The sequence below is a fragment of the Nitratireductor sp. PBL-C9 genome (assembly GCF_050877045.1).
Taxonomy (GTDB): Bacteria; Pseudomonadota; Alphaproteobacteria; order Rhizobiales; family Rhizobiaceae; genus Nitratireductor; species Nitratireductor aquimarinus.
The window spans coordinates 1-23714 of the sequence record NZ_JBPAXW010000004.1 but is presented as its reverse complement, the minus strand read 5'-3'; the positions used below and the strand labels follow the sequence as shown (position 1 = coordinate 23714).

13 protein-coding genes are annotated in these 23714 nt (G+C 59.8%); 9 read left to right on the top strand and 4 right to left on the bottom strand.

From position 1 onward, the window contains the following. Both ACRTG1_RS10090 and ACRTG1_RS10085 read left to right on the top strand, forming a co-directional pair. Entirely contained in the window at positions 1-1104 is a 1104-nt protein-coding gene (locus tag ACRTG1_RS10090) for a YjgN family protein (RefSeq protein WP_299935402.1), read from the top strand. Positions 1105-1161: 57 nt separating this feature from the next. Further along, positions 1162-2184, top strand: a complete 1023-nt coding sequence (locus ACRTG1_RS10085) for a M48 family metallopeptidase (RefSeq protein WP_432516217.1) — start codon at positions 1162-1164, stop codon at positions 2182-2184. A 21-nt stretch (positions 2185-2205) separates the two neighbouring features. Here ACRTG1_RS10085 and ACRTG1_RS10080 read toward each other — a convergent pair whose 3' ends face one another. Continuing rightward, a complete protein-coding gene (locus ACRTG1_RS10080) occupies positions 2206-3516 on the bottom strand; it encodes a DNA polymerase IV (protein WP_206546334.1) in 1311 nt (436 codons plus the stop codon). A gap of 112 nt (positions 3517-3628) precedes the next feature. On the opposite strand from ACRTG1_RS10080, the gene ACRTG1_RS10075 reads away from it, so the two are divergent. After that, positions 3629-4204, top strand: coding sequence for a GNAT family N-acetyltransferase (locus ACRTG1_RS10075; protein WP_432516332.1), 576 nt, complete (start codon positions 3629-3631; stop codon positions 4202-4204). Between the two features lie 184 nt (positions 4205-4388). On the opposite strand, the gene ACRTG1_RS10070 is transcribed toward ACRTG1_RS10075, so the two are convergent. After that, positions 4389-5042, bottom strand: coding sequence for a hypothetical protein (locus ACRTG1_RS10070; protein WP_206546332.1), 654 nt, complete (start codon positions 5040-5042; stop codon positions 4389-4391). A gap of 21 nt (positions 5043-5063) precedes the next feature. After that, positions 5064-5348, bottom strand: a complete 285-nt coding sequence (locus ACRTG1_RS10065) for a DUF3572 domain-containing protein (RefSeq protein ID WP_113155425.1) — start codon at positions 5346-5348, stop codon at positions 5064-5066. A 225-nt stretch (positions 5349-5573) separates the two neighbouring features. Here ACRTG1_RS10065 and ACRTG1_RS10060 point away from each other — a divergent pair, with 225 nt between their 5' ends. From ACRTG1_RS10060 to ACRTG1_RS10050, 3 genes are all read left to right on the top strand, one after another. After that, a complete protein-coding gene (locus ACRTG1_RS10060; RefSeq protein ID WP_113155424.1) occupies positions 5574-5945 on the top strand; it encodes a response regulator in 372 nt (123 codons plus the stop codon). A 42-nt stretch (positions 5946-5987) separates the two neighbouring features. Beyond that, entirely contained in the window at positions 5988-7352 is a 1365-nt protein-coding gene (locus ACRTG1_RS10055) for a PleD family two-component system response regulator (RefSeq protein WP_297559912.1), read from the top strand. Between the two features lie 372 nt (positions 7353-7724). Next, positions 7725-9800 carry a TonB-dependent receptor domain-containing protein gene (locus tag ACRTG1_RS10050; protein ID WP_432516216.1) on the top strand — a complete coding sequence of 692 codons (2076 nt, stop codon included), beginning with the start codon at positions 7725-7727 and terminating at the stop codon, positions 9798-9800. Positions 9801-10375: 575 nt separating this feature from the next. On the opposite strand, the gene rpmG is transcribed toward ACRTG1_RS10050, so the two are convergent. Next, positions 10376-10543: a 50S ribosomal protein L33 gene (gene rpmG, locus ACRTG1_RS10045; protein WP_007008183.1), complete on the bottom strand. Its 168-nt coding sequence runs from the start codon at positions 10541-10543 to the stop codon at positions 10376-10378. A 337-nt stretch (positions 10544-10880) separates the two neighbouring features. On the opposite strand from rpmG, the gene ACRTG1_RS10040 reads away from it, so the two are divergent. The 3 genes from ACRTG1_RS10040 to ACRTG1_RS10030 all read left to right on the top strand — a co-directional run. Continuing rightward, positions 10881-16475 carry a DUF7507 domain-containing protein gene (locus ACRTG1_RS10040; protein WP_432516215.1) on the top strand — a complete coding sequence of 1865 codons (5595 nt, stop codon included), beginning with the start codon at positions 10881-10883 and terminating at the stop codon, positions 16473-16475. Positions 16476-16629: 154 nt separating this feature from the next. Then, positions 16630-21162 carry a DUF7507 domain-containing protein gene (locus ACRTG1_RS10035; protein WP_432516214.1) on the top strand — a complete coding sequence of 1511 codons (4533 nt, stop codon included), beginning with the start codon at positions 16630-16632 and terminating at the stop codon, positions 21160-21162. Between the two features lie 595 nt (positions 21163-21757). Then, on the top strand, positions 21758-23714 hold a 1957-nt coding region (locus ACRTG1_RS10030), incomplete at its 3' end, for a DUF7507 domain-containing protein (RefSeq protein ID WP_432516213.1).

Genomic DNA, 23714 nt, shown 5'->3' with positions numbered 1-23714 from the left:
ATGAATTACGTTGAGACGGCGGCGGAAAGCCGCCAAACGCCTGTACATCTGCCGTTTTCCTTCACCGGGCGCGCTTCTGAGTATTTCGGCATCTGGATTGTCAATCTGTTCCTGTCGATCATCACGCTCGGCATCTACACTGCCTGGGCGAAGGTGCGCCGGTTGCGCTACTTTTATGGAAACAGCTGGCTCGACGGGCACAATTTCGAATACCACGCGCGGCCCACCAGGATCCTGATCGGGCGCATCATCGTGGTGGCCTTTCTGCTTGCCTACAATGTGCTGATCAGTGTTTCGCCATTCTTCGGGTTGCTCATCATCCCTTATCTGATTGCCTTTCCGTGGCTTCTGAACAAGTCGATGGCGTTCAACGCACGGATGACCAGCTATCGCAATGTGCGGCTGAATTTCCGCGGGACCTATTGGGGCGCGTTTTTCGCCTTCGTGATCATGCCGGTGGTCGCCCTTGTATCCGCAGGGCTTCTTGCTCCGGTGGCTTCGAAATTGGCGCGCAACTATCTCGGCCGCCATCTGGGCTATGGGTCAACCCGCTTTGAGACCCAGGCGCCGCTCACAGCGCTTTACGCAAATCTGGGCGTGACGGTTATTTTCATAGGGCTTGTCCTAGTGGTTTTCGTCGGAGGGGGCTTTCTGATCGGGGCCGGACTGGTTTCGGCGGGAGGCGGGCTTCAGTTTGGTCCGGATGAGCTATTCGATGTCTTCAATTATGGATCGATGGCTGGCATCCTGACTGGCGCTTCCATAGGTGCCTATATTGCGCTGGCGCTTGCCTATCTCTTCTATGAGGCCGGTGTGCGCAACATCGCCTACAATCACACCGTGCTTGATGGCCGGCACCGCTTCAACTCCCGCGTGGGGCGGCTTCGTTATGTCTGGATTCTGGTCTCAAACCTGTTCGCCACCATTTTGACGCTTGGCCTCTTGCGGCCGTGGGCCGCAGTGCGCAGCTGGCGCTATCTGGTGGTCAGCACTGGTGTGTTTGCGGTCGGCCCGCTTGACGATTTCGTCGATGAAGCCGCACCGGAGGGCAATGTCGGCGCGGCCGAGTTCTTCGATATCGAAGGCATCGATTTCGGACTTTGAGGGCTTGCGCCATTCTCCAGACCTGCATGGTCGATTGCGTCGAAACAGGGATAGGCCATGATTGAGGGACGTTATTTCCCACCCGGTTCCTCGCGTGTCGTGGCGGCCAGCCTTTCCGGCGTTCCGGAACGGCTGGTGCTGCGTCTTGCCGACGAAACGGAGGCGCTGGAGCCGGTAATCGTGTCCGTCTCCGACCCGGTTGCCGCCGTTCCGCGCAAGATCACCTTTGCCGATGGCGGTGTTTTCGAAGCCCCGCTTGGCGCCGATGTGGACGGCTTCCTGAAGACGGGTGGCAGCTTCTTCGCCCGGCTGATGCGCCTTGAGGGGCATCCGGGCTTCGTGGCGGCGGCCGCCGTGGTGACGATGGGGCTGATCTTCGTCGTCTACCGGTTTGGTGTCCCGCTTCTGGCGTCGGGTGCGGCGTTGGTGACGCCGCAGCCCATCATCGTCGCGATGGACCGGGGAACGCTTGAGACGGTGGATCGCACCGTGTTCTCCCCCACGGAACTTGCCGAAGAGCGCCAGAAGGCGCTGCACGACATGTTCGGTGAACTGGCGCAGATCGCAGGCGATGATGGACCCGCGCTCAGATTGGAACTCCGGCAGGGCGGCATGATAGGCGCGAATGCGCTGGCGCTGCCGGGCGGCACCATCATTGTTACGGACGAACTGGTCGGGCTTGCCCGGTCTGACGACGAGATTGCCGGCGTTATCGCCCATGAGATCGGCCATGTGCGCGAGCGGCACTCGCTGCAGCAGATCTATCGCGTTCTGGGCATTGGTTTCATGGTGGGGCTGATCGGTGGTGATGCGAGCCAGCTGGTCGATGATGTGATCGTGCAGGCAAGCGCTCTGCAGACCCTTGTCTATTCGCGTGAGTTCGAGACCCATGCCGACCTCTACAGTGTCGGGCTGATGGCGAAGGCGGGCCGCGATCCGTTGGCTTTTGTGGGGCTTCTGGACCGTGTGGTTGAGGACGCTGGCGGTTCCGATGAGACAGGCTGGTTCTCCACGCATCCCGGCACGAAGGATCGGCGTGAGGCGGTTCGGCAGCGTGTTGAGGAACTTCGCGGCCAGTAGGGCAGGCCTCAAGCAGCTGGCTCAATCGTCGCCGTCACGCTGTGGGCGCGCGACTTTGGAGCGCCCGAACGTATAGCCGGTCTCGACGGCCTGTTTGCCGAATTTTTCGCGCAGGCTGTCGATGGCGCCCTCGGCGAGTGCGCGCTTGTGGGAAAGCCCGTCGACAAGGTCTTGCGGATCGGCCCTGCCGGCGTCGGTCAGGTCGCTGACACCGATGCCCAGAAGGCGAAAGCGCGTGCCATCCACCTCCCGTTTCAGGAGTTCCAGCCCCGTGTGAAAGATGCGGTCGGCGAGCCGTGTCGGGTCTCCCAGCTGCCGGTTGCGTGTGCGCAGCCGGAACTCGGCGGTCTTGAGTTTCAGAACGACGGTTCGACCGGCAATGTCGGCCTCCTTAAGCCGGGCGGAAACCCGCTCGGAAAGCGCGCGCAGCACCGGCACCAGATCCTCCATCCGGGACAGATCCGTGTTGAACGTGGTTTCAGACGAAACGCTTTTTGCTTCACTGCGCGGTTTCACGCCGCGTTCGTCCATGCCGCGCGAAAGGTGATAGAGCCGGTCGCCCATCGTGCCGTAACGCCGCATCAGCTCGTTGCGCTCCATGGTCTGAAGCTGGCCGATGGTGCGGATGCCATCCTTGCCGAGCGTGGCGGCAAAGGCCTTGCCGACGCCCCAGATGAGCGTGACGGGCTGTCTCTGAAGAAAGCTGACGGCCTCTTCCTGACCGATCACGGAAAAGCCGCGCGGCTTGTCCAGGTCTGAAGCCACCTTGGCCAAGAATTTGCAGTAGGAGAGGCCGACCGAAACGGTGATGCCGACTTCCTCTTCCACCTGCCGTGCGAAGCGGGCGAGCACCAGGGCGGCGGGCGCACCATGCAGTTTCTCCGTGCCGGCGAGATCGAGAAAGGCTTCGTCGATGGACAGCGGCTCGACCATGGGGGTGAGCGCCTCCATCATTGAGCGCACCTGACGGCCGACCCTTGAATATTTCTCCATGTCCGGCTTGACCACGACGGCCTCGGGGCATGCTTCGAGCGCCTTGAACATGGGCATGGCAGAGCGAACGCCGTGGATGCGGGCGATGTAGCAGGCGGTGGAGACGACACCGCGTTTGCCCCCACCAATGATGACCGGCCTGTCGCGCAGGGCCGGATTGTCCCGCTTCTCGACCGAGGCGTAGAAGGCATCGCAGTCGACATGGGCGAGAGACAGGCGGTCAAGCTCGGCATGGGCGAGCATGCGCGGGCTCCCGCATGACCGGCAACGCCGCGATGCGGTGTTCGCCGGGGTCAGGCAATCGCGGCAAATGCCATGCGTGAGGGCGTTGACAGGCATGATTGATCATGTGAACATAAAGTGAACATGCATCTTACTTGAAACACCGCCATGGCACAAGCTGCGGTCTGGAGCAGGCGGGTTGCCAGAAGCCGGGTTGCAACAGGTCAGGGTGGACTATCGGATTGCGCCCCTGACGCCGGATTTGTGGCCGGCATTCGAGGATCTGTTTGGCAGGCAGGGCGCCTGTTACGGTTGCTGGTGCACGCATTTTCGTTTGCCACCGGCGGTGCGGCGACAAAACGACCGCGAGAGCAACAGGGATCACATCAAGGCGCGAATTGCAGCCGGCCCGCCTCCGGGGATCTTGCTCATGGATGGCGCAAAGGCGGATGGCTGGATGCAGATCGGGCCGCGCGCCGACATTTCCGAATGGAACAACAAGGGGCGTGTCTCTGCGCCGCTGGGAGAGGGCGAGGAGCGTGAGGTGGATATCTGGGCGATCTCGTGCTTCTTCCTGCGAAGCTCGGCGCGCCGAAAGGGCCTGTCTCACGTGCTTGTTGCCGGCGGGATCGATTTTGCCCGGCAAAACGGCGCGCGCCTGCTGGAAGCCTGTCCGATCACCCGGTCGAACGACAAGCGTTCCATCGGCCTGTTCGTGGGCTCGACGCGGGTCTTTGAAAAGGCCGGGTTCCAGACGGTCGCAGAGCGCAAGGCGGGGCGGCCGCTGATGCGGTTTACGCTTTGACTGTGTGATGCCGGGATGCGCTGTGGTTCTGGCCGGGCGCGGCGTTGTCTTTGCCAGGCCCGGCAGGTGCGGTGTGACTGTTCAGAGCGTTGCTGACGAGAAAAGGTTCGCCGGTAATGCGCTATCTCATTGATTTTGCGCAATTTTGGCCGGGAAATCGGTTTCCACTTTTGCTGGAATCGCTTTAGATCTGCAGTGAGCGGGCGATTTTCTCGCCGGCCTCTTTCCAGTGTTCCACAGCCGTTACGCCCTCGGGGATCGGCGGCATCAGCGTGCGCACGGAATTGTCGGCCATCAGGTGGAAGAGATGCGCGTCCTCCACCGTGTCGCGCACCGAGACGAGGTTGTAATACATGTCGTCGACGAAGGCGACGGGACGCTGATGCTCGCCGCGCAGGCGCTGGATTGCCGGGCCCTTGGCGCGCTCGGTCGTGAGCAGCGGATAGTGCATTTCCAGTTGGTCGAGCAGGGTGCGGCGCGTCTGCCGGTAGCGGTGGGGCATGGCGGTCAGGAGCACCACCTGGCTTGCTTTCGAAAGCCGTGCAATGGTTTCGGAGGCGTCTTCGGCCAGCGCCTGCCAGTCATGCTGGACCTCGAAAAACGCATCGACGAGCTGCGCCACGGTTTCATTGCTCACGCGGTCTCCGGAGGCGAGGTCGGTGACGTTCCCGTTGAGGCCAAAGCTTTCGAGCTTCAGCTCGAAGCCGCGCGTGCGCAGATATTCCGGAAACGGCCGGATGAATTCCAGGATCACGTCGTCCACATCGAGCACCAGCAGGGGATCGCTGCCGAGCGATAATTCGTCAATTTGCCGGGAGGTTTCCGGATCGATCGTCATGTTTGTGCCGTCCAAATCGTGTCAGGGCTGAATGTCGTAAGATGTGTTGCCATGGGGCAGGGCGGCTGGCGCGCGCGCAACCCGCTCGGGCGCGATGCCGCTTTCTTCGCAAAAGCGCAGCACTGTCGGCTCATGCGCCAGCACGAACTGCAGAACACCCGCCAGAAAACCCGGTTCGGCGGCGGCAGCGCGGATCTGGTGGGCCTCGATGCCGGTCAGCGACAGGAAGCGCGGCAGAAGTTCGCCGTCTGCCGCAATGAAGGCCAGGGCGGACACGGCAATGGTTTCGGCTTCCTCGCGTTGCATGGTTCATCCTCAATATAGGGTGTTTGGCCCGCTGCTGCATTTTCAACACGTGAATTGCGCGCAAAACCAGGGCCGTTATGCTGGAAGACTACGATTCGCAGGCGCCCATTACCGATTCATAAATCAAATCGTGCAAGGGTGGCGTCTGAAATTTCGGTGTATCGCACATCGCGGTCGGCAACCGGCGGTCTGCTGTTACGGCGGAGTTGAGTGGGACGGGGTTTGATGTCGAAGAAAGTCATGATCGTCGAAGACAATGAGCTCAACATGAAGCTCTTTCGCGATCTCATCGAGGCAAGCGGTTATGAGACAGTGCGTACGCGCGACGGGCTGCATGCGCTTGATCTTGCGCGTGAGCATCGGCCCGACCTCATCCTGATGGACATCCAGCTGCCGGAGGTTTCCGGTCTGGAAGTCACCAAATGGCTCAAGCAGGATGATGATCTGCACACGATCCCGGTCATCGCGGTCACCGCCTTTGCGATGAAGGGCGATGAGGAGCGGATCCGCCAGGGCGGATGCGAGGCTTACATTTCCAAGCCGATCTCCGTGCCGAGCTTCATCGAAACGATCAAATCCTATCTCGGAGACGCCTGATGCTGCACCCGGCCTCTCCAGTATTCATCTGAGGAGCCGACCATGACCGCGCGCATCCTTGTCGTCGATGATGTCCCTTCCAATGTGAAGCTGCTCGAAAGCCGGCTTCTGGCCGAGTATTTCGAGGTGGTCTGCGCGCATAGTGGCGCAGAGGCGCTGAAGATCTGCGCGGACGGCAAGGTGGATGTCGTGCTTTTGGACGTGATGATGCCGGAGCTCGATGGGTTCGAGGTGTGCCGCCGGCTGAAGGCCGATCCGGCTACGCAGCACATTCCCGTCATCATGGTCACCTCCCTTGAAGAGACGGCGGATCGCATCAGGGGGCTTGAAGCCGGTGCGGATGATTTTCTCTCGAAGCCGGTCAATGATCTGCAGCTTGTGACGCGGGTGAAAAGTCTGGTGCGGCTGAAAATGCTGACGGACGAATTGCGCCTGCGCACCGTGACGGCGCGCAATGCCGGTTTTGACGATGGAATTGAAGAGGAGCGTCGTGCTGCGCCCTCCATTCTGTTGATCGATGAAGACGCGCAGTCTTCTGCAACCATCGCCAACATGCTGCGTGATGGCTACAGGGTTGATGTCGAGGATGACCCGCAGGCCGGCCTGTTCCGCGCCGCCGATGGCAGCTACGAGTGCATTCTCGTCACATCTGCTTATACGACTTACGATCCGCTGCGGCTGTGCGCACAATTACGGGCGCTGGATCGCACGCGGCTTCTGCCGGTCATGCTGGTGGCCGACAAGGGCGACGATGCGATGATCGCGCGGGCTCTCGAACTCGGCGTGAACGACTATATCGTGCGCCCGGTAGATCAACAGGAACTCATGGCGCGCCTGCGCACGCAGCTGCGCCGCAAACGCTACAATGACCGTCTGCGCTCCAGCGTGAGCGAGAGCTTCCAGATGGCCGTAACCGACCCGCTGACGGGGCTTCACAACCGACGCTATCTGGACACGCATCTGCCGAGGCTTCTTGCCCGTGCCGCCGCGCGCGGGCGGCCTCTCTCGGTGATGATGGCCGATATCGACTGCTTCAAGGCGATCAATGACAGCTGGGGGCATCAGGGCGGCGACGATGTGCTGCGCGAATTCGCCGACCGGCTTCGCCAGAACATTCGTGGCATTGATCTCATCTGCCGTTTTGGCGGTGAGGAATTCGTGGTGGTGATGCCGGATACCCCGCTCGATGTTGCAGAGACCGTGGCCGAGCGTCTTCGTGTCGCCATTGCCAGCGACCCGTTCACGGTCGATGGTGGCAAGAATGCGATTGCGGTGACGACCAGTGTGGGCGTTGTGGCCACCGCCGGCGCGCATGACGATCCGGCCACTCTGCTCAAACGTGTCGACCTGGCCCTGTATGATGCCAAGAATGCAGGGCGCAATTGCGTGGTGGCTCCCGCCGCGTGAGGTGGCGTGCTGCGGTCTTTTGATAAAATTTATTGTGTAAAACTGTCGCAGTCTGCGCGCTCGCGTCCTTAAACTTGACCATAGTAATCATGTTTTTTCCGTGGCGGATAACGGTTTGCCGCGGTCTAAGGCGTTGCCCAGTGGTTTTGGGAGCCCGTTTGACGTGCTGATGCCGCGAGGCTAAGCAAAAGTACATTCCAGCAAGCAAATGTTCAGCCAGCCCGAAATTCTGCTTTAGTCCGACAGGAGGTTTCGTTGGCTTTGATCATCGATGATTCCCGCAGGTTGTTTGCGGGAAGTGTCTTCGCTTGTTCTTTCTTATGTGCGCATGCAGCCTTTGCCCAGGAGCAGGCATCACCGGCAGAGGAAGAGGTGGAGCAAGCCGTTTCGGGTGACGTGGGTGAGGGCAGGACCCATCGGCTGAAACGGCTGGTGGTGGTTGATGACCAGACGCTTCTGCCCTCGGGCGAAGCAGTCTACACCACGCCTGCGGCGGTCGGCTCACTTGATGAGCAGGCACTGCAGGAGCGCTTCGGCGGCGATGTGCGAACGGCGGTGCGTTCAGTTCCGGGCGCCTTTACCTATTCGCCGAGCACCAATCCGGCGATTGAGGTCAACATTCGCGGACTGACCGGCTATGGCCGCGTCAATGCCATGATCGACGGCGTGCCGCAGACCTTCCGGAATGTGGGCGGGCATGGTTCGTCAGGCGGCAATCTGCTTTACGTACATCCGGAGCTTCTGGCCGGTGTGGATGTGGCGCGCGGCGCGGTTTCGGGCGCGGCCGGTGCGGGAACGCTGGCCGGCGCTGCCAATTTCCGCACGCTTGAGGTGGATGACGTTCTGAAGCCGGGCGCTGACATCGGTGCGCTCACCCGCTTCAAGGCCGGCACCAATGGTTATCGCTGGTCAGGTCTGCTCGCTGGCGGCGCGCGGGGCAAGATGTTCCCCGGTCAGACTGGCGATGTGAGCATTGTCGGCGCGCTCGCCTATTCCGATTTTCACGATTATGAAACGGCGGATGGCGCGGTGTTTCCCGATTACGACAGGGTTGCCAATGCGCCTGCGGGTGGACTGGTCAAGCTCGATTTCGAACCCAATGGCGAGCATCGGCTCAAGCTTGGCGGGCGCTGGTATGACAACCGCTTCACCAGCAGCAATTACGAGCAAACCCTGAAGAACCAGACCTACACGCTCGATTACACATATGATCCGGGGTCGGCGCTGATCGATCTTGCGGCCAATGTCTACTACAACGAAACGGAGATGACCTACGATTCCGAGTTTGGCGGCGGCTATCGCGGTCGTGAATCCCGGGATCGTTCCTTCGGTGCGAGCCTCGCCAACACGTCACGCTTCGTGGTGGGCGAGGGCGTGGACCTTTCCTGGTATTACGGGCTTTCCTACGGTTCCACGGATTTCGAGGTGCTGCGTCGCCGTGGCGCGAACCCGCCGGGCAGGATGCAGAAGGCGAGCGCCTTCTCCGATGTCACGCTGGACTGGAGCATCTTCTCGCTGACGGCCGGGCTGCGCTACGATTACTGGAACATGTCCGGGCAACAGACCGCATACAGTGCGGGTACGGGTGACTGTCCGCCCGGCGGGCCGGACTGCGGCAACCGGAAGGTCTCGCGCTCCGGCGGTGAATTCCTGCCCAGGGTGACGCTTGCCGCCGATCCGCTCGACTGGATGCAGCTTTACGCCACCTATGCGCACACCGCCCGCCCTCCCACCGTTCAGGAGATGCTGTGGACGATGATCCCGTTTGGCGACGGCATTGGCTCGGCCTATGCGAACAATCTGGGGCTTGAGCCGGAGGTTCGCAGAGGCTGGGATGTGGGCGTCAATCTGCACAGGGATGGTGTCCTGCTGCCCGACGACCGCCTGCGCCTGAAGGTCGGCTATTACAGTCACGACATCGAAAACTACATCGTCAACGATCTGGCGGATGTGACGGGAATTCCGTGGCAGGTCGCCAAATGGGTGAATGCGCCCGGCACCACCCGCATGTCCGGCTGGGAAGTGCAGGGCAGCTATGATGCGGGAGCCTTCTACGTGAATGCGTCCTACACCAATGCGGATACCGATCAGCCGGTCGGCTTCGGCACGGGCTGGGGCAATGGTGATGCCGGCTTCCTGCCCGAGACCTACGCCACGGTGGATGTGGGCGTGCGTCTTCTCGAGCAGCGGCTGAATCTTGGCGCACAGATGCGTTATGTCGGCCCAAGCCGGCAGGCAAACGGCATGATGGAGCCGGAGGACCTTGAGGCCTACACGCTCTACGATGCCTATGGCAGCTATGAGATCCGCGAGGATTTCAACGTGTTCTTCACGGTCGAAAATCTGTTCGACAAGAGCTACGCGGTGGCTGCGTCCGGGCCGGAATCGATGAATTCAAAAAGGGGCAGGGGCCGGACCTTCATTCTGGGAGCGACTGCGAAATTCTAGGTCGCCATCCCTTCGCCGTGCGGTTTCGGTCGCACGGCATTCCTGCCGTCAAGAGCGCCGCATATCCTCCCGGATGTGCGGCGTTTTCGGTTGTGGGTGGGTGGCTTTGTTTCGGGCGTGGTAGGCCGATCATCTGTCAGGCACGAAAGAGTGATGACGGTCTCACCCTATTGGGGGCTGACGCAAAGCCGGTCGCGCGCCATATTTACCCTAACGTCAGGGAGTTGGCGGCAATGGTTAAGTAAGTGTTGATTTTCTTACTGCCCTGCGCAAATCTCTCGACCGATAAGGGCAGTTGCATGGTCGGGCCGATATGGCTCTGACGCGCCATGCCCCAAATACCCCATGATGCTCAGGTCCGCCGCATCTCCTGGGTCCGTGGGGTCGGTCGGTCGGCGCTGGTCTTTAGTGGCCTCCTCGTACCGCTGCCAGTTTGCCGACCGACCCCCATTTCCTTTAACGCGCATAGAAGTTCGTGGGCTCCGCCAGGCATAGAAGCGTGACGGTCAGGCCGTTTCATGCGCGCATAAAAAAACGCCGCTCGGGGCGGCGTTTTTGTACGGCTAAAACGGGATCTATTTGATCTTCGTTTCCTTGAACTCCACATGCTTCTTCGCGATGGGGTCGTATTTCCGCTTGGTCATCTTGTCGGTCATCGTCCGGCTGTTCTTCTTCGTGACGTAGAAGAAGCCCGTGTCGGCCGTCGACTGGAGCTTGATCTTGATGGTCGTGGCCTTCGCCATAGCTGTCGTCCGTTCCTGATGTTTGTTGGTCGCGCATCAGCAGAATCTCTCCACCAGGCGCTTAAAGAGTCTGGCGGACACATAAAGGGTACGCGCGGAATGTCAAGCCGGTCTTGCTGGCGGGGTGCCGGTAAGCCGCGATCCGTTGCTTTGCCGATGCCGGAAAGCCGGTGGCGTGGGGCCGGTGCGGCCGGCGCTGAAACCGTAAAGATACGGCACGGCAACTCATGTCGCGGCGCGATCCTCACTAGAGTGCGCGGGACTAACTCTCAATCCCGCTTTCGCAGTGTTCGGCCTTGTTTCGATAGTCGCGAGTTTCAGGTCTTTTTAGGGGTACATGAACGCTGCGCCAATCCAGGTGACCTCAATGAACGTGCTGCTGATGAATGTGCAAAGGTTTGCTGCTTCTCTTGCTGTGGCAGGCCGGTTTTCGTTGCGGCTGGCCAGTCGTGAGGGAGGGCTGTCTCTCCTGTTGCTCTTCCTTCTCGTTGTGGCGGGGGGCAGTTCATTTTCCTTGCCGGGCTATGCGCAGCACATTCCGCCCACGGCACCCTGCGTCTTTGGGGAGGACACCACGCCGGCTGGTTGGTTTAAGGCGGCAGGGTCACCGGACTGTTCCAACCTTGAAAAGTGGGGCTGGGGGAATCGGTGGATTGATGGCCCCCTTCCAGCGCTTCCGACTGGCGATGAGACATTTTCTACAATGTGGGCCAAAGCAGATCATGCGGAAGCTATTTATACAAATATAACAGGATTGGTTGTCGGGCGTTCTTACAAGATTCCCTTCTATGGGCTGATGCGGGGGGCGCAGCGTGTTAATCATAACGAAGCATGTGAGGGGCTGCGCTTGCGAATTGACCAAAAGACGCCGCAAAAATTTCCAATGCCATCGACAACCTGGACCCAGTCGGTACTCGAATTCACGGCCACTGCGACAAAGCAAAGACTGACCGTGAGCGCTTATAAGAAGACCGGTGCGTCCTCCTCTGAGTCCTGCGTCGCCCACTTTGCTATTGGTGCCTATCCCCTCGAAGTGATCAAGACAGCGTCGGTGGGGCAAGCTTTGGCCGGTAAAGATGTAACGTTCTCCTTCTCCGTCAAGAACACTGGTGCTGATCCGATGACCAATGTCCGGATCAAGGAGGATTTCCTTGAGCGTTCGGACGGCACCGCGCTGTCGCTGACCACCGGGCCGACCTTTGTTTCCAACAGCGGTTCATCTCCGGAAGGGTCCCTGCAGCCCGGTGAGACTGCGACTTTCAAGGCTACCTACAGGCTCACCCAGGCCGATGTGAATGTTGGCAAACTCAGCAACCAGGCCGTTGGGGCGGGCACATTGCCCGGCGGTCAGGAAATCACGATCTACTCGCAGGCGAAGGCCGATGGCGATCAGGCCCCGACGGTCATAAATCTGCCGAGGACGTCCGCGATCGATCTGGTCAAGAAAGGGGCCTATCAGGACACCAATGCGAACCAGCTTCTCGATGTCGGCGATCGCATCATCTACAGCTTCGAGGTGGAGAATACCGGCAATGTCACCCTGACCGATGTGAAGGTGACGGACCCGCTGGGCACGGTGAATGGCGGCCCTCTGGCGACGCTGGCTCCCGGTGTCAAGGATACGACGACCTTTTCTCTTGCCTATGATCTCACGCAGGCGGACATCAACAAGGGCGAAGTGATCAACGCCGCGAAGGTCGAGGCGAAGGATCCGGACAGCAAGACAATAAGCGACACCGCCTCGCTGACGACCGGGCTGGGCAGCAAGCATTCGATCAAGCTTGAGAAGCGTGGTGTTCATGTGGATGCCAACAACAATTCGGTTGTCGATCTCGGCGACCATATCCAGTACTCCTTCACCGTTACCAATTCCGGCGATGTCGAACTGAAAGACATCAGCCTGACCGACAACAAGGCGTCGAGTGTCACCGGCGGACCGATCGCCACGCTTGCCCCCCGCGTATCGGACAGCACCACATTCACGGCGCGCTACGATCTGAAGCAGAGCGACATCGATAATGGCGATGTGAAGAACACGGCGACCGTGACCGCGAAGGCGCCGGACGACACGCCCGTGACGGACAGCGCGTCGGTCACCACCCATGAGGAAGGCACGAGCAAGATCGTGCTCGAAAAAGCGGGGGTGTATGTCGATGCGAACGGCAACCAGAAAACCGATGTGGGCGACCGGATCAAATACAGTTTCAAGGTCAAGAATGCCGGTTCCCTGACGCTTTCCGACATCAGCATCACGGACCCTTCTGTCAGCGTTTCCGGGGGCACGCTTTCGCAACTCATTGTCGGGGATGAGGATAGCACCACTTTCTCGGCCTTTCATACTTTGACGCAGGCCGATCTGGACAGGGGCGAGGTCGTGAACAAGGCCACGGCCAGCGCCAAGGATCCGCACGGTCACGCGACGAGCGACACATCTGAAGTGACGGTTTCCATCGACACGAAAGAAGCTGTTTCGCTGGATAAGACCGGTAAATGGGTGGACACCAACAACAACAAGGTTGCTGATCTGGGGGATCGCATCGAATACACGTTCGCTGTGAAGAATACGGGCGAGGTAACGCTGAAGGATATCAGCGTGTCGGACCCCCTGATCAATGGCAGTCTCGCCGTGTCAGGGACGCTCGCGCCCGGGGATTCAAACACGACGCCTCTGACCGCGAATTATGATCTGACCCAGGCCGATCTGGACCGTGGCTCGGTGGTCAACACGGCGACCGTGAAGGCGAAAGCGCCCGATGACGGTGATGTGGATGACACCGGCTCGACATCAGTCAGCCTGCCCGAGGCGGCATCCATCAAGATCGAGAAAACCGTGACTTTTCAGGATCAGGGAACCATCGGCGTGATGGAGCCTGGCGACCGTCTGAACTACCGTTTCAAGGTTACGAACAATGGCAATGTGTCTCTTTCGGGCATCAAATTAAGTGATCCGGGCGCCGTTTTGTCGGGCACGACGGTTCCAGACCTCACGCCGGGCGCGAGCAACGATACGGCGGTCACGGGCTATCATGTTCTGACGCAGGCGGATGTCGACAACGGCGCCTACTCGAACACGGCGTCCGTGGAAGGGACGTCGCCGAGCGGGAAAAAGGCGGAAGCTCTTTCCACTGCCTCCTTCAGCATTACGGCAGCGCCGGCCATGAAGCTTGAGAAGACAGGCGTTTATCAAGACACGAACGGCAACGGGGTCGCAGATCCTGACGATCACATCAAATTTGCGTTCAAGGTCACGAACACCGGCAATGTGACGCTCGCGGCCGTCAAGATTACCGACCCCGCTCTGTCGCTCTCCGCGACGACGGTTCCGGATCTGACGCCGGGCAACAGTGATTCGACGGTGAGTGCGCTCTACAGGCTGACGCAGGCTGACATCGACAAAGGCAGGGTCGACAACAAGGCCACCGCGACCGTGCCGGTTGGACAGGAGGAGACCGTAACGAGTGAGGCCAGCGCGACGGTCGAGATTGCGCAGTCCGCGTCGATCAAACTGACCAAGACGCTCGTCCGCACGGAAGACCGCAACGAGAACGGGGTCACCGATGTTGACGATGCGCTGATTTACAAGTTCAGCGTGGAAAATACCGGCAATGTGACGCTCAGCAATGTCCGTGTGACCGATCCGACTGCGCAGGTGAGCGGCGAACCGCTTGCGACCCTTGCGCCGGGCGACGTTGATGAAGGCACATTCACCGCTGCCTATCTTGTGAAGCAGGCCGATCTGGACAAGGGCAAGGTGTTGAATGAAGCGCAGGTCGCGGCGCTTGATCCATCGAGCCAGCAGGTGACCGGTTCCAGCAGTCTCGAGGTTCCGCTGACTGCGGCTCCCAAGGCGCGACTGATCAAGCGGGCGGTGCATGTCGACAGCAATGGCAATGGCCGCGTCGATGCCGAGGATCATGTCGAGTACCGCTTCAAGGTTGAGAATATCGGCAATGTGACATTGAGTGATCTCAGGGTGGAGGACGAGAAGGTTGAGGTCGCCGGCGGCCCGTTGAGCAGCCTGAACGTTGGCGATGCGGATGAAACGACATTCAGCGCCGACTACGAAATCACGCAGGCGGATGTCGATGCGGGGGAGGTGCGGAACACTGCCACGCTGCATGCGAAGGCGCCGGATGGAACTGCTCTGGAGGTTGTGTCGGAGACGGATGAGGGGGCTGGCGATACCGTCCTGGTGATTGAGCACAAGCCGGCCGTGGAACTCGTCTTGACGGGAACGCTCGTTGACGGGGATGAAAACGGTTATCCGGATGCCGGTGAGATTGTGCAATACGAACTGGCCGTAACGAATGCGGGGAACACGACCCTTTCCGGTGTGTCCATCCCGTCTGTGACGCTTACCCTGCCTGACGGCCGGGAGGTGCAGGTTCCGGTCAGCGGCGGGCCGCTGGACGGGTTTTTGCCGGGCGGGACAAACACGGATGCGTTTACCGCAAGCTACAGGTTGACGCAGGATGACATCGATCAGGGATTGCTGAACGCTGCTGCGACGGTAACCGGTTCGGATCCGTCCGGCGAAGAGGTTTCCGCAAGTTCTCAGCATGAGTTGCCGCTGCCGCAACTGGCGTCTCTCGCTCTGACGAAGACGGGTGAATATCGTGGCGCTGGCGGGGTGCAGGCGCATCCCGGCGAAACGATCCACTATGAATTCGAGGTGGAGAATGACGGCAATGTCACGGTTGACAATGTTGCGCCGTCAGATCCCGGCCCGCTCTTTGGCGGCGCGCCTGCAAGCGGCAGTCTTTCGGCCTTTGCGCCGGCCAGTGCGACGCTGGCGCCGGGTGACAAGGCGAGGTTCACTGCCGACTATGTCCTGACTGCGACGGACATCCGCAATGCCCGGTCTCATGAGGCTGGCGCGGTGAATACCGCAGTTGCGCAGGGCGCGACGCCGCATGGGCGCAATGTGGTGTCGCCGGAGGCCGAGGCCAGCGTGCCCATGCCCGGTGTTTTTATTGGCAAGAGCACCCCGCTTTCGCAGGTGAGGCGCGGCGACCGTGTGCCCTATCAGTTGCGGGTCGCGGCTTACGCGCTCAAGACGGCGGTGGAGGTGAACGTCATTGACCTTCTCCCGCAGGGCTTCACCTACCAGACCGGCAGCGCGTCCGTGTCCTATGGACGTTTGGCGCCGAGACTGGAGGGGCGCAGGCTCATCTTTGAAAATGTCGAGCTCCAGCCGGACGAGCCACTTCTCATCGACCTGTCCCTGCTGGCGACGGCGAGTGTGAAGCCGGGTGAGTATGTCAATCAGGCCTGGGTGGAGGATCCTTCCGGAGAGGCTTTGACGGGAGTTGCCACCGCGACTGTGGAAGTGATCGTTGAGCCGGTGTTCGACTGTAGCGATATCACCGGTCTCGTTTTCAATGACCGCAATCGCAACGGCTATCCGGATGCCGGTGAAGAGGGCATTGCGGGTGCGCGGGTGGCCACGGCAAAGGGATTGCTGGTCACGGCCGGACCGAAGGGCAAATTCCATGTGGCCTGTGCCGATCTCCCGGATCAGCGGATCGGTACGAATTACATCATGAAGCTCGACCAGCGTTCTCTGCCGTCAGGTTATCGGGTGACCACGGAGAACCCGCGTGTTGTCCGGCTGACCGCCGGTAAGGTGACAAACATTCTGTTTGGCACGACCATCGGACGGGTGGTGCGGCTGGATGTGTCTGACGCTGCTTTCGCGCCGGATGGCGTTGAGTTGCAGGACGCATGGCAGGGGCAGATCAAGCAGCTCGTCACTCTGCTGGATGCGGAGCCTTCCGTTCTTCGTCTTGTGTACCAGAGCAGCAATGCGGGAGGACGGCTGGCGGCGCGACGCATGCGCGCATTACGGCGTCACATTGCGGGTGAGTGGCAGAAGGTCGGTGGTCGCTATCGTCTCGAGGTGGAGACCAGAATGATCGGCGATACGAGATGATGACCGTATGGAATGCCGTTTGGCTCTAATCATCGCTGGTTAATCGTTGTATTTCGTTCCTTCATGTTTGAGAATTGTATCAATTAATATTTATAGTCCCATTTATATTAATTGAAGAGTAATAATTTCATCATTGGACACAAATGAGATTATTATGAAAATAGAAGAATATCTCAATCGAACGAAACCCCATAAAGGCCGCATGCGCCTTGGTCTGTTCGCTGCTGCCATGGTAACCGTTCTGGTGTCCATGGATGATAGTCGGGCGCAGGTTCCTGATTTTTCCACGTGCGATGAACGTTTGTGGCTGACCCAGGGAAATCCGACAGATCTGCTCTCGGTGGGGATGACCACAAATCCCTTTACCTTCACCAATGAGGGCGGAGAGACGTTCGCGCACAACGCGGCAGGTTTCCATCCCACAGACTTTTATGGCTATGCCATTCAGGCGGGTCCGACTCCCAATCTGCTGCGCCTTGGCTCGAATGGACAGACACAAAATCTGGGCGCCATCGCCGGGATTCCTTCGGCCCCCAACATCAATGCAGGTGAGATCGCGGATGACGGGAGCTATTATGTGATCGGCAGCGCTGCGCCGAGTACCCTTTACAAGATCGATGTCGGGACGGTCTCGGCGACAACAATCACACTCAGCCGTGCCATCAACATTTTCGACCTGGCATGGTCCGGTGGCCGCCTCTACACAAAGGAGGGGGGCGCTACGGATCTAATCGCCATTGATCCGGTGACCGGCTCGGTGACAAGCGTCGGCAATACCGGCCTGGCCGCGGGAACGCAGTTTGGTGCGATGTTTGGAACGCCGGATGCCGTGTACGGTTCCGACAATGGCGGGAACGGCTTCTACAAATTCAATACCACGACGGGCCAGTCGACCCTTATTTCATCCTCGCCCGGCTCGGGAAACAATGATGGCCTGAAATGTGTGACGTCGTCTCTTCAGTTCGAGGCGGATATTCAGATCACCAAAACGGACGGACAGGAAGCCTATACGCCCGGGCAGGACGTCACCTATACGATGCAGGTCACCAATAATGGCCCCTTCGGCGCAGAGGCCATCGAGGTTTCGGACCCGCTGCCGGCTGGCATTGCCACCGCGAACTGGACATGCGCGGGTGCGAGCGGCGCGACATGTGAGAACGCCAGCGGGACCGGTGGCATTGATGCAGAACATCTCAACCTCCCTGCCAACGCGTCGGCCACCTACACGATCACCATGTCGGTTCCGGACGACTTTACCGGCGAGCTCAGCAACACGGTTTCGCTCGTGCTTCCCGATGATGTTGTCGACAACAATCTTGCCGACAACACGGCGACGGATGTGACGCAGGAAGCGTCCATGTCCCTGACCAAGGAAGCGGAGCTGCAGGACACCAACAATAACGGCGTCCCGGACGTTGATGAGAAGATCATCTACACTTTCACGGTCACCAATACGGGCGCAGCGCCGCTTTCAAACGTGACGGTTGATGATCCGGGCATCGTGACAAGTGGCTCGATTGCAACGCTGCCGCCGGGCGTGACGGACAGCGAAACGATTATTGGCGAGTACACCCTGACCGGTGCTGATATTGATTCTGGCTCGGTGGAAAACCACGCCACCGTGAATGCTCAGGACCCCGATGGTGATCCGGTCCGTGCTGAATCGGCACCTCCAGGCGGTCAACCGGGAGACGCCACGACCATTGACCTGCCGGGAAGCGCAGCAGTCGAGATCATCAAGACATCAACTTTGAACGATACCATCGCTAACGGTCGTCCCGACGCCGGCGAGATGATCGAATACACGTTCACCGTCACCAATTCGGGCAATCTCACGCTTACAGACATCGTGGTTTCAGACGACCGGGCGGATCTCGTGGGTAGCCCGATTGCAGGGCCGCTTGCGGCGGGCGACAGTGATACAAGCGTGACCGGAACCTATAAGATCACACAGGCCGATATTGATGCCGGTTCTGTCGCAAACCTGGCGTCAGCCACCGGTAAGGATCCGGCTGGAAATGATGTCACGGCTCAATCGAGTGCACCGGGAGGCGTTGCTGGCGAACCGACTGAAACGGAACTGCTCCAGACGCCGGAGAGTGATTTCGTCAAGGAGGTGTCTCACGTCGATGCCAATGGGAATGGCGCTGTGGATGCGGGTGAGCGGCTTGAATACACGTTTACGGTGGAGAACACGGGCAATGTGACGCTCACCAACGTCACTGTCAGCGATAGCAAGGCGCAGATCGTTGGTGGCCCCATCGCCTCTCTAGCCCCCGATGACGTGGATTCGACGACAATCACGGGCTACTACGATGTCACCCAGGCGGATGTCGACAGCGGTGGCGTGGACAACGTCGCTGAAGCCACGGCTTCGGACCCCAACGGGGCTCCTGTAAAGCGTACCTCGCGGCCGCCGGGCGGGATTCCCGGCGACAACACCACGCAGCCAGTGGTGGCGCAGGGCTCCATGGATGTCGTCAAGGAAGCGATGCTGAACGATGCCAATGGCAACGGTTTTGCTGATGCCAATGAGACAATCGGCTACACGTTCACGGTCATGAACACTGGCAATGTGAGCCTGACAGACATTGCAATCGAAGACGACAAGGCTGAAATCTCTGGAAGCCCGATTGCCGGACCATTGGCTCCGGGGGAAAGCGACACGAGTGCGACAGGCAGCTATACGATTACACAGGCCGATATCGATGCCGGGTCTTTTGCAAATGTTGCCACCGCTACCGGCGTGGACCCGCAGGGCGAGCCGGTTTCAGCTGAATCCCGCTCTGCAGATGGAGAAGCGGGCGACCCGACGACGATCGAGTTCCAGCCGAACCCGTCCATCGAAGTTCACCTGGTGGACCAGTGGAGCGATTCTGACGGTAGCGGTTTCCCGGATTCGGGCGAGCCAGTACATTATGCCTTTACGGTGAAGAATACCGGTAACGTCACGATCAACAGCATCACCATTCCTTCGCTGGAAGTGGTTCCGGACCCCAATGTCAATCCGGCGGATGTTGGAATTGGTGTGAGGGCAACGGTTCCCGTTGCGGGCGGTACGCTCGCAAGCCTTGCTCCGGGCAGCGAAGATGGAACCACGTTCACCGCGTCCTATCCGTTGACGGCGGCCGAGATTGATGCTGGCGGGCAGACGGCGACTGCAGAGGTAGAAGGTCTGACCCCAAACGGTGAAGAAGTGTCTGATCTCTCCGACGATCCTCATGATGGCGAAAATGTCGAAGAGGAAGGGGATGGTGAGCCGGACGATCCAACCGCCACGCCCCTGCCGCAAAAGGTGTCGCTGGTCCTCGAGAAAAGCGGCGCATACCAGGGCGTCGGCACCGGCTTTGCCGAACCCGGTGATACGATTCTCTACACCTTTGCGGTAACGAATGACGGAAATGTCACTGTTGATGATGTGGTTCCGGTTGATGCAGGGCCGCGTTTCGATGGACGCCGGGGCACAGGAAGCCTGTCTTCCTTTACGCCATCAAGTGCGGATATCGCAGCCGGTGACAGCGCAACCTTCACCGCCACCTATACTCTGAGCCAGGCTGATATCGATACTGCTCAGGGGATTGAGGATGGGGTGAAAAACACGGCGACGGCCACAGGTACGGGACCGCGCGGCCAGAAGGCCGTGGCAGCGGAAGCGGAAGCGTCGGTGGATCTGCCGGGGTATGCGATAAGCAAGATGTCTCCTCTGCGCGAGGTTCGCCGTGGCGGCAAGGTGCCCTATACGATCCGGGTCAAGATGCTCGGCATGCCGGGTTCGAGTACGGTCAATGTCATCGACATGACGCCTCCCGGGCTTACCTTCGTACCAGGTTCGGCGATGCTCGGTGATACCGGGATTGCCCCGGTCGTGGCAGGTCGCAAACTCACCTTTGAGAATGTCGTTCTGACAGGCGATGAGGCCGTGGAAATCACGTTGGATCTGGCCGTCACTGCGGCTGCCAAGCCCGGCGAGTATGTGAACCGGGCCTGGGTTGAGGACCTTGAGGGTAATCCGATCTCGCGTGTGGCCACTGCCGTTGTCGAGGTGGTTATCGAGGCGGTCTTCGATTGCGGCGATATTATCGGCAAGGTGTTCGACGACAAGAACCGCAATGGTTATCAGGACAATGGTGAAACCGGCCTTGCAGGTGTTCGGGTCGCTTCGGTCAAGGGACTGTTGGTAACGGCAGATGCGGAGGGTCGCTTTCACATTGCCTGTGCTGACCTCCCGGACCAGCGTATCGGAACCAACTATATCCTCAAACTGGACCCGCGTTCGTTGCCTTCAGGGTACCGCCTGACTACCGAAAACCCGCGTGTGATCCGACTGACTGCCGGCAAGGTGTCGAAATTCACCTTCGGCGCTTCCATCGGAAGGGTTGTGCGTCTTGATCTGAGCGATGCCGCTTTCCAGGAAGACAGCACGGAACTTCGCCCGGAATGGCAGACCAGACTTGCTCAGATGATGCACCTGCTTGAGCAGGAGCCATCGATTCTGCGGCTGGTTTACACGGAAGCGGGTGAGGGGAAAAAGCTGGCGCTGAAGCGTAGCAAGGCAATGCGCAAGCACATTGCCCGTGAATGGCGTGAGGTCGGTCGTCGTTATCGCCTCGAGATCGAAAGCCAGCTTCACACCGCTGTTGGCGATGTGCCCGTGGAGCCAGTGAACGATCTTACGCTCTATAAGTAAGTCCCAGGTGCCCTTGCTTCACCTCGTATGATTTCGCGCATCTCGTCGGCCCACAGGCGGCGGGATGCGTGGAACTCTTCGGTCTGACCGCACAAGGGGCCGTTCATTCAAGCCTGTCCGCTGTTTGCAGGTGGCGCTGATCTTGCTGAATGATCCTGTACTGGTCCCGGGTCTGTCGTTTCCTGTCTCTGCGCATTGGGCGTGGCTGTTGCTGAAGCGGTCTTCTCCGTGTCGGAGAACGCATTTTGGCGCAGGTACATTGTCAGAAAACTCAAAACGAAGATCGATTGCCATGACTGCACGGCGCTTGGTTCACGGACATTTGAGGCTCATTGTACTCGCTTTCTGCGTGCGGTTCGCAGCAGGCCTCTCCAGACAGGCTCAGGTTTGTATCGTGATTTCAATGATTGCCCTGCTGGGCGGCGTCGAGCGCGCGCGGGCTGTTGAGGGTCTGGGGGTTTCTGGCACCTATTACGGCGGGCTCATCGGCTCCAACAAGGGCCACACCTCAATTACGCAATGCCCTGCAGGAACATTTTTGAGGGGAGTGCGCCATACAGATCATAACTTTACTGGCACCAGCAGCACCCACGGCATGACGGTGAGAGTGGATCTCTATTGCTCGCGTGTGACGACGGACGGCACAACCATTAATCTGGAGCCGCTTTTCACCGTGAATGGCTATGCATATCCCCGTCCGGGCAGTATACGAGTTAAGACCTGTCCTGCCGGGATGATCGCCAGGGCCTTTTATGGTCGGCATCGATCCACCGCCTCTGTACCCTGGACCAGCCAGGTTGGAATCCTGTGCACCAAGCTGGAGCTGAAAGCCGGACAATGGATTCACTTCAATACGGCGTCCAACTCCACCCGTCTTGATGCCGGCGTGATTGAAGGCAACGCGGTTCACTACAGTCGCGGCGGGTTTTGCTTAGGCAGCGATGACAGACTGTTTGCCGGTTATGCGCCTCAGCGCGGTGGCGCAGGGTATGACGGCATTCGCGCATACTGTGGCTATTTCGCCCAGGCCAGACTTTCGGCCACGATTGCCTTCAGCGATTTTGCATGGGACACGACAATTGGCGGAAGCGGCTGGAACACGGCGCTGGCTCAGGGGGGCACGGCGCTTCCGAATGGAGCCGCTGCCGATGTCTATGCGCTGCCAGGCGACAATGACGCTATGGCCTTCCAGAGCGCGCACGAGCTCTATGTCACGCCAGCGAGCAATTACGGAGCGCTGGTTAATCAGCGCCCGACCGGAATAAATGCGACCACCTATGTGGAAACGGGGTCATGCGCCGGGGGCAATGCATTTGCTCTTGTCGATGAGCAGGACGGAACCTGTGGACTGACGATCAATGGCCTGCCCGATATAGGTGTGAGCGGCACCGCCCCGGCGAGTTCCTTTACAGGCTATGGCGTTGCGCAGAATTTCACCATGACGGCCACGAATCATGGTCCTGGTGCGACCGATGGCGATGACGGGTTTACGCTGGTCGCCACGCTCCCCGCTGGTTGGTCGACCAGTGGCACATTGCCGGCGGGTTGTACGGAAAGCGGTGCGGTGGTTACCTGCAGCCTTAATGCAACGGCGCTTGCGGCCTCGTCAGGGCCGGGTGTTGCGGGAGGGACGGTCAGCTTTGCTATCCCTGTTGCTGTCAACCTGCCAGCGATGGCAGGCGATTACAGTGTAAGCGTTGTTCTGGGGCGATCCGCGCCGGATGGAGACGCCGATGCGACGAACAACGATTTTAACACCGGCAATGACAGCGCTAGCGTTCCCCTGAGTTTCCCCGCCGCGCCATCTTTATCGGTCCTGAAGACATCTGTCCTGAACAGCAATGGAACGATCAGCTACACATTCAAGGTGGAGAACACGGGCAATGTGACGCTGACGGATGTTGCGCTGACCGACAATCATGCGGCAGTGACGGGCAGTCCGATTGCGACCCTTGCACCGGGTCCCACCAATGCGGTGACGCTGACGGGGACCTATACGGTGTCGCAGGCGGATATCGACGCGGGGCACGTGGACAATCTGGCGAGCGCCACGGGCAAGGATCCTGCCGATGCGGATGTAACGGCGCAGTCGCATCCGACCGGCGGGACGGCGGGCACGGCGACGCGGACGGACATTGCGCAGACGGCTTCGAGCGACTTCATCAAGACGGTGACGCATGTCGACACGGACAATGACGGTTTGCTGGATGCGGGCGAGCGCCTGAACTACGCGTTCAGCATCAAGAACACGGGCAATGTGACGCTGTCCAATGTGACGGTGACGGACACGCGGGCCACGCTGACGGGTGGTCCGATTGCCACGCTTGCGCCTGGCGTGACCGATGCGACGACGATCACCGGTTACTATGATGTGACGCAGGCGGACATCGACAGCGGCAGCGTGGACAATCTGGCGTCGATGAGCGCGAAGGACCCGAAGGGGAACCCGGTCGAGAAGCAGTCGCGCCCGCCCGGCGGGACCGCAGGCGACAGCACCAGCTTCAAGGCGACCGCGTCGACCGGTCTTTCGGTCCTGAAGACATCTGTCCTGA

What these genes read in the sequence shown, in the direction of transcription:
- ACRTG1_RS10090 (WP_299935402.1), top strand. Translation starts at nt 1, where the DNA reads ATGAATTACGTTGAGACGGCGGCGGAAAGCCGCCAAACGCCTGTACAT.
- ACRTG1_RS10085 (WP_432516217.1), top strand. Translation starts at nt 1,162, where the DNA reads ATGATTGAGGGACGTTATTTCCCACCCGGTTCCTCGCGTGTCGTGGCG.
- ACRTG1_RS10080 (WP_206546334.1), bottom strand. Translation starts at nt 3,516, where the DNA reads ATGCCTGTCAACGCCCTCACGCATGGCATTTGCCGCGATTGCCTGACC.
- ACRTG1_RS10070 (WP_206546332.1), bottom strand. Translation starts at nt 5,042, where the DNA reads ATGACGATCGATCCGGAAACCTCCCGGCAAATTGACGAATTATCGCTC.
- ACRTG1_RS10065 (WP_113155425.1), bottom strand. Translation starts at nt 5,348, where the DNA reads ATGCAACGCGAGGAAGCCGAAACCATTGCCGTGTCCGCCCTGGCCTTC.
- ACRTG1_RS10060 (WP_113155424.1), top strand. Translation starts at nt 5,574, where the DNA reads ATGTCGAAGAAAGTCATGATCGTCGAAGACAATGAGCTCAACATGAAG.
- ACRTG1_RS10055 (WP_297559912.1), top strand. Translation starts at nt 5,988, where the DNA reads ATGACCGCGCGCATCCTTGTCGTCGATGATGTCCCTTCCAATGTGAAG.
- rpmG (WP_007008183.1), bottom strand. Translation starts at nt 10,543, where the DNA reads ATGGCGAAGGCCACGACCATCAAGATCAAGCTCCAGTCGACGGCCGAC.
- ACRTG1_RS10040 (WP_432516215.1), top strand. Translation starts at nt 10,881, where the DNA reads ATGAACGCTGCGCCAATCCAGGTGACCTCAATGAACGTGCTGCTGATG.
- ACRTG1_RS10035 (WP_432516214.1), top strand. Translation starts at nt 16,630, where the DNA reads ATGAAAATAGAAGAATATCTCAATCGAACGAAACCCCATAAAGGCCGC.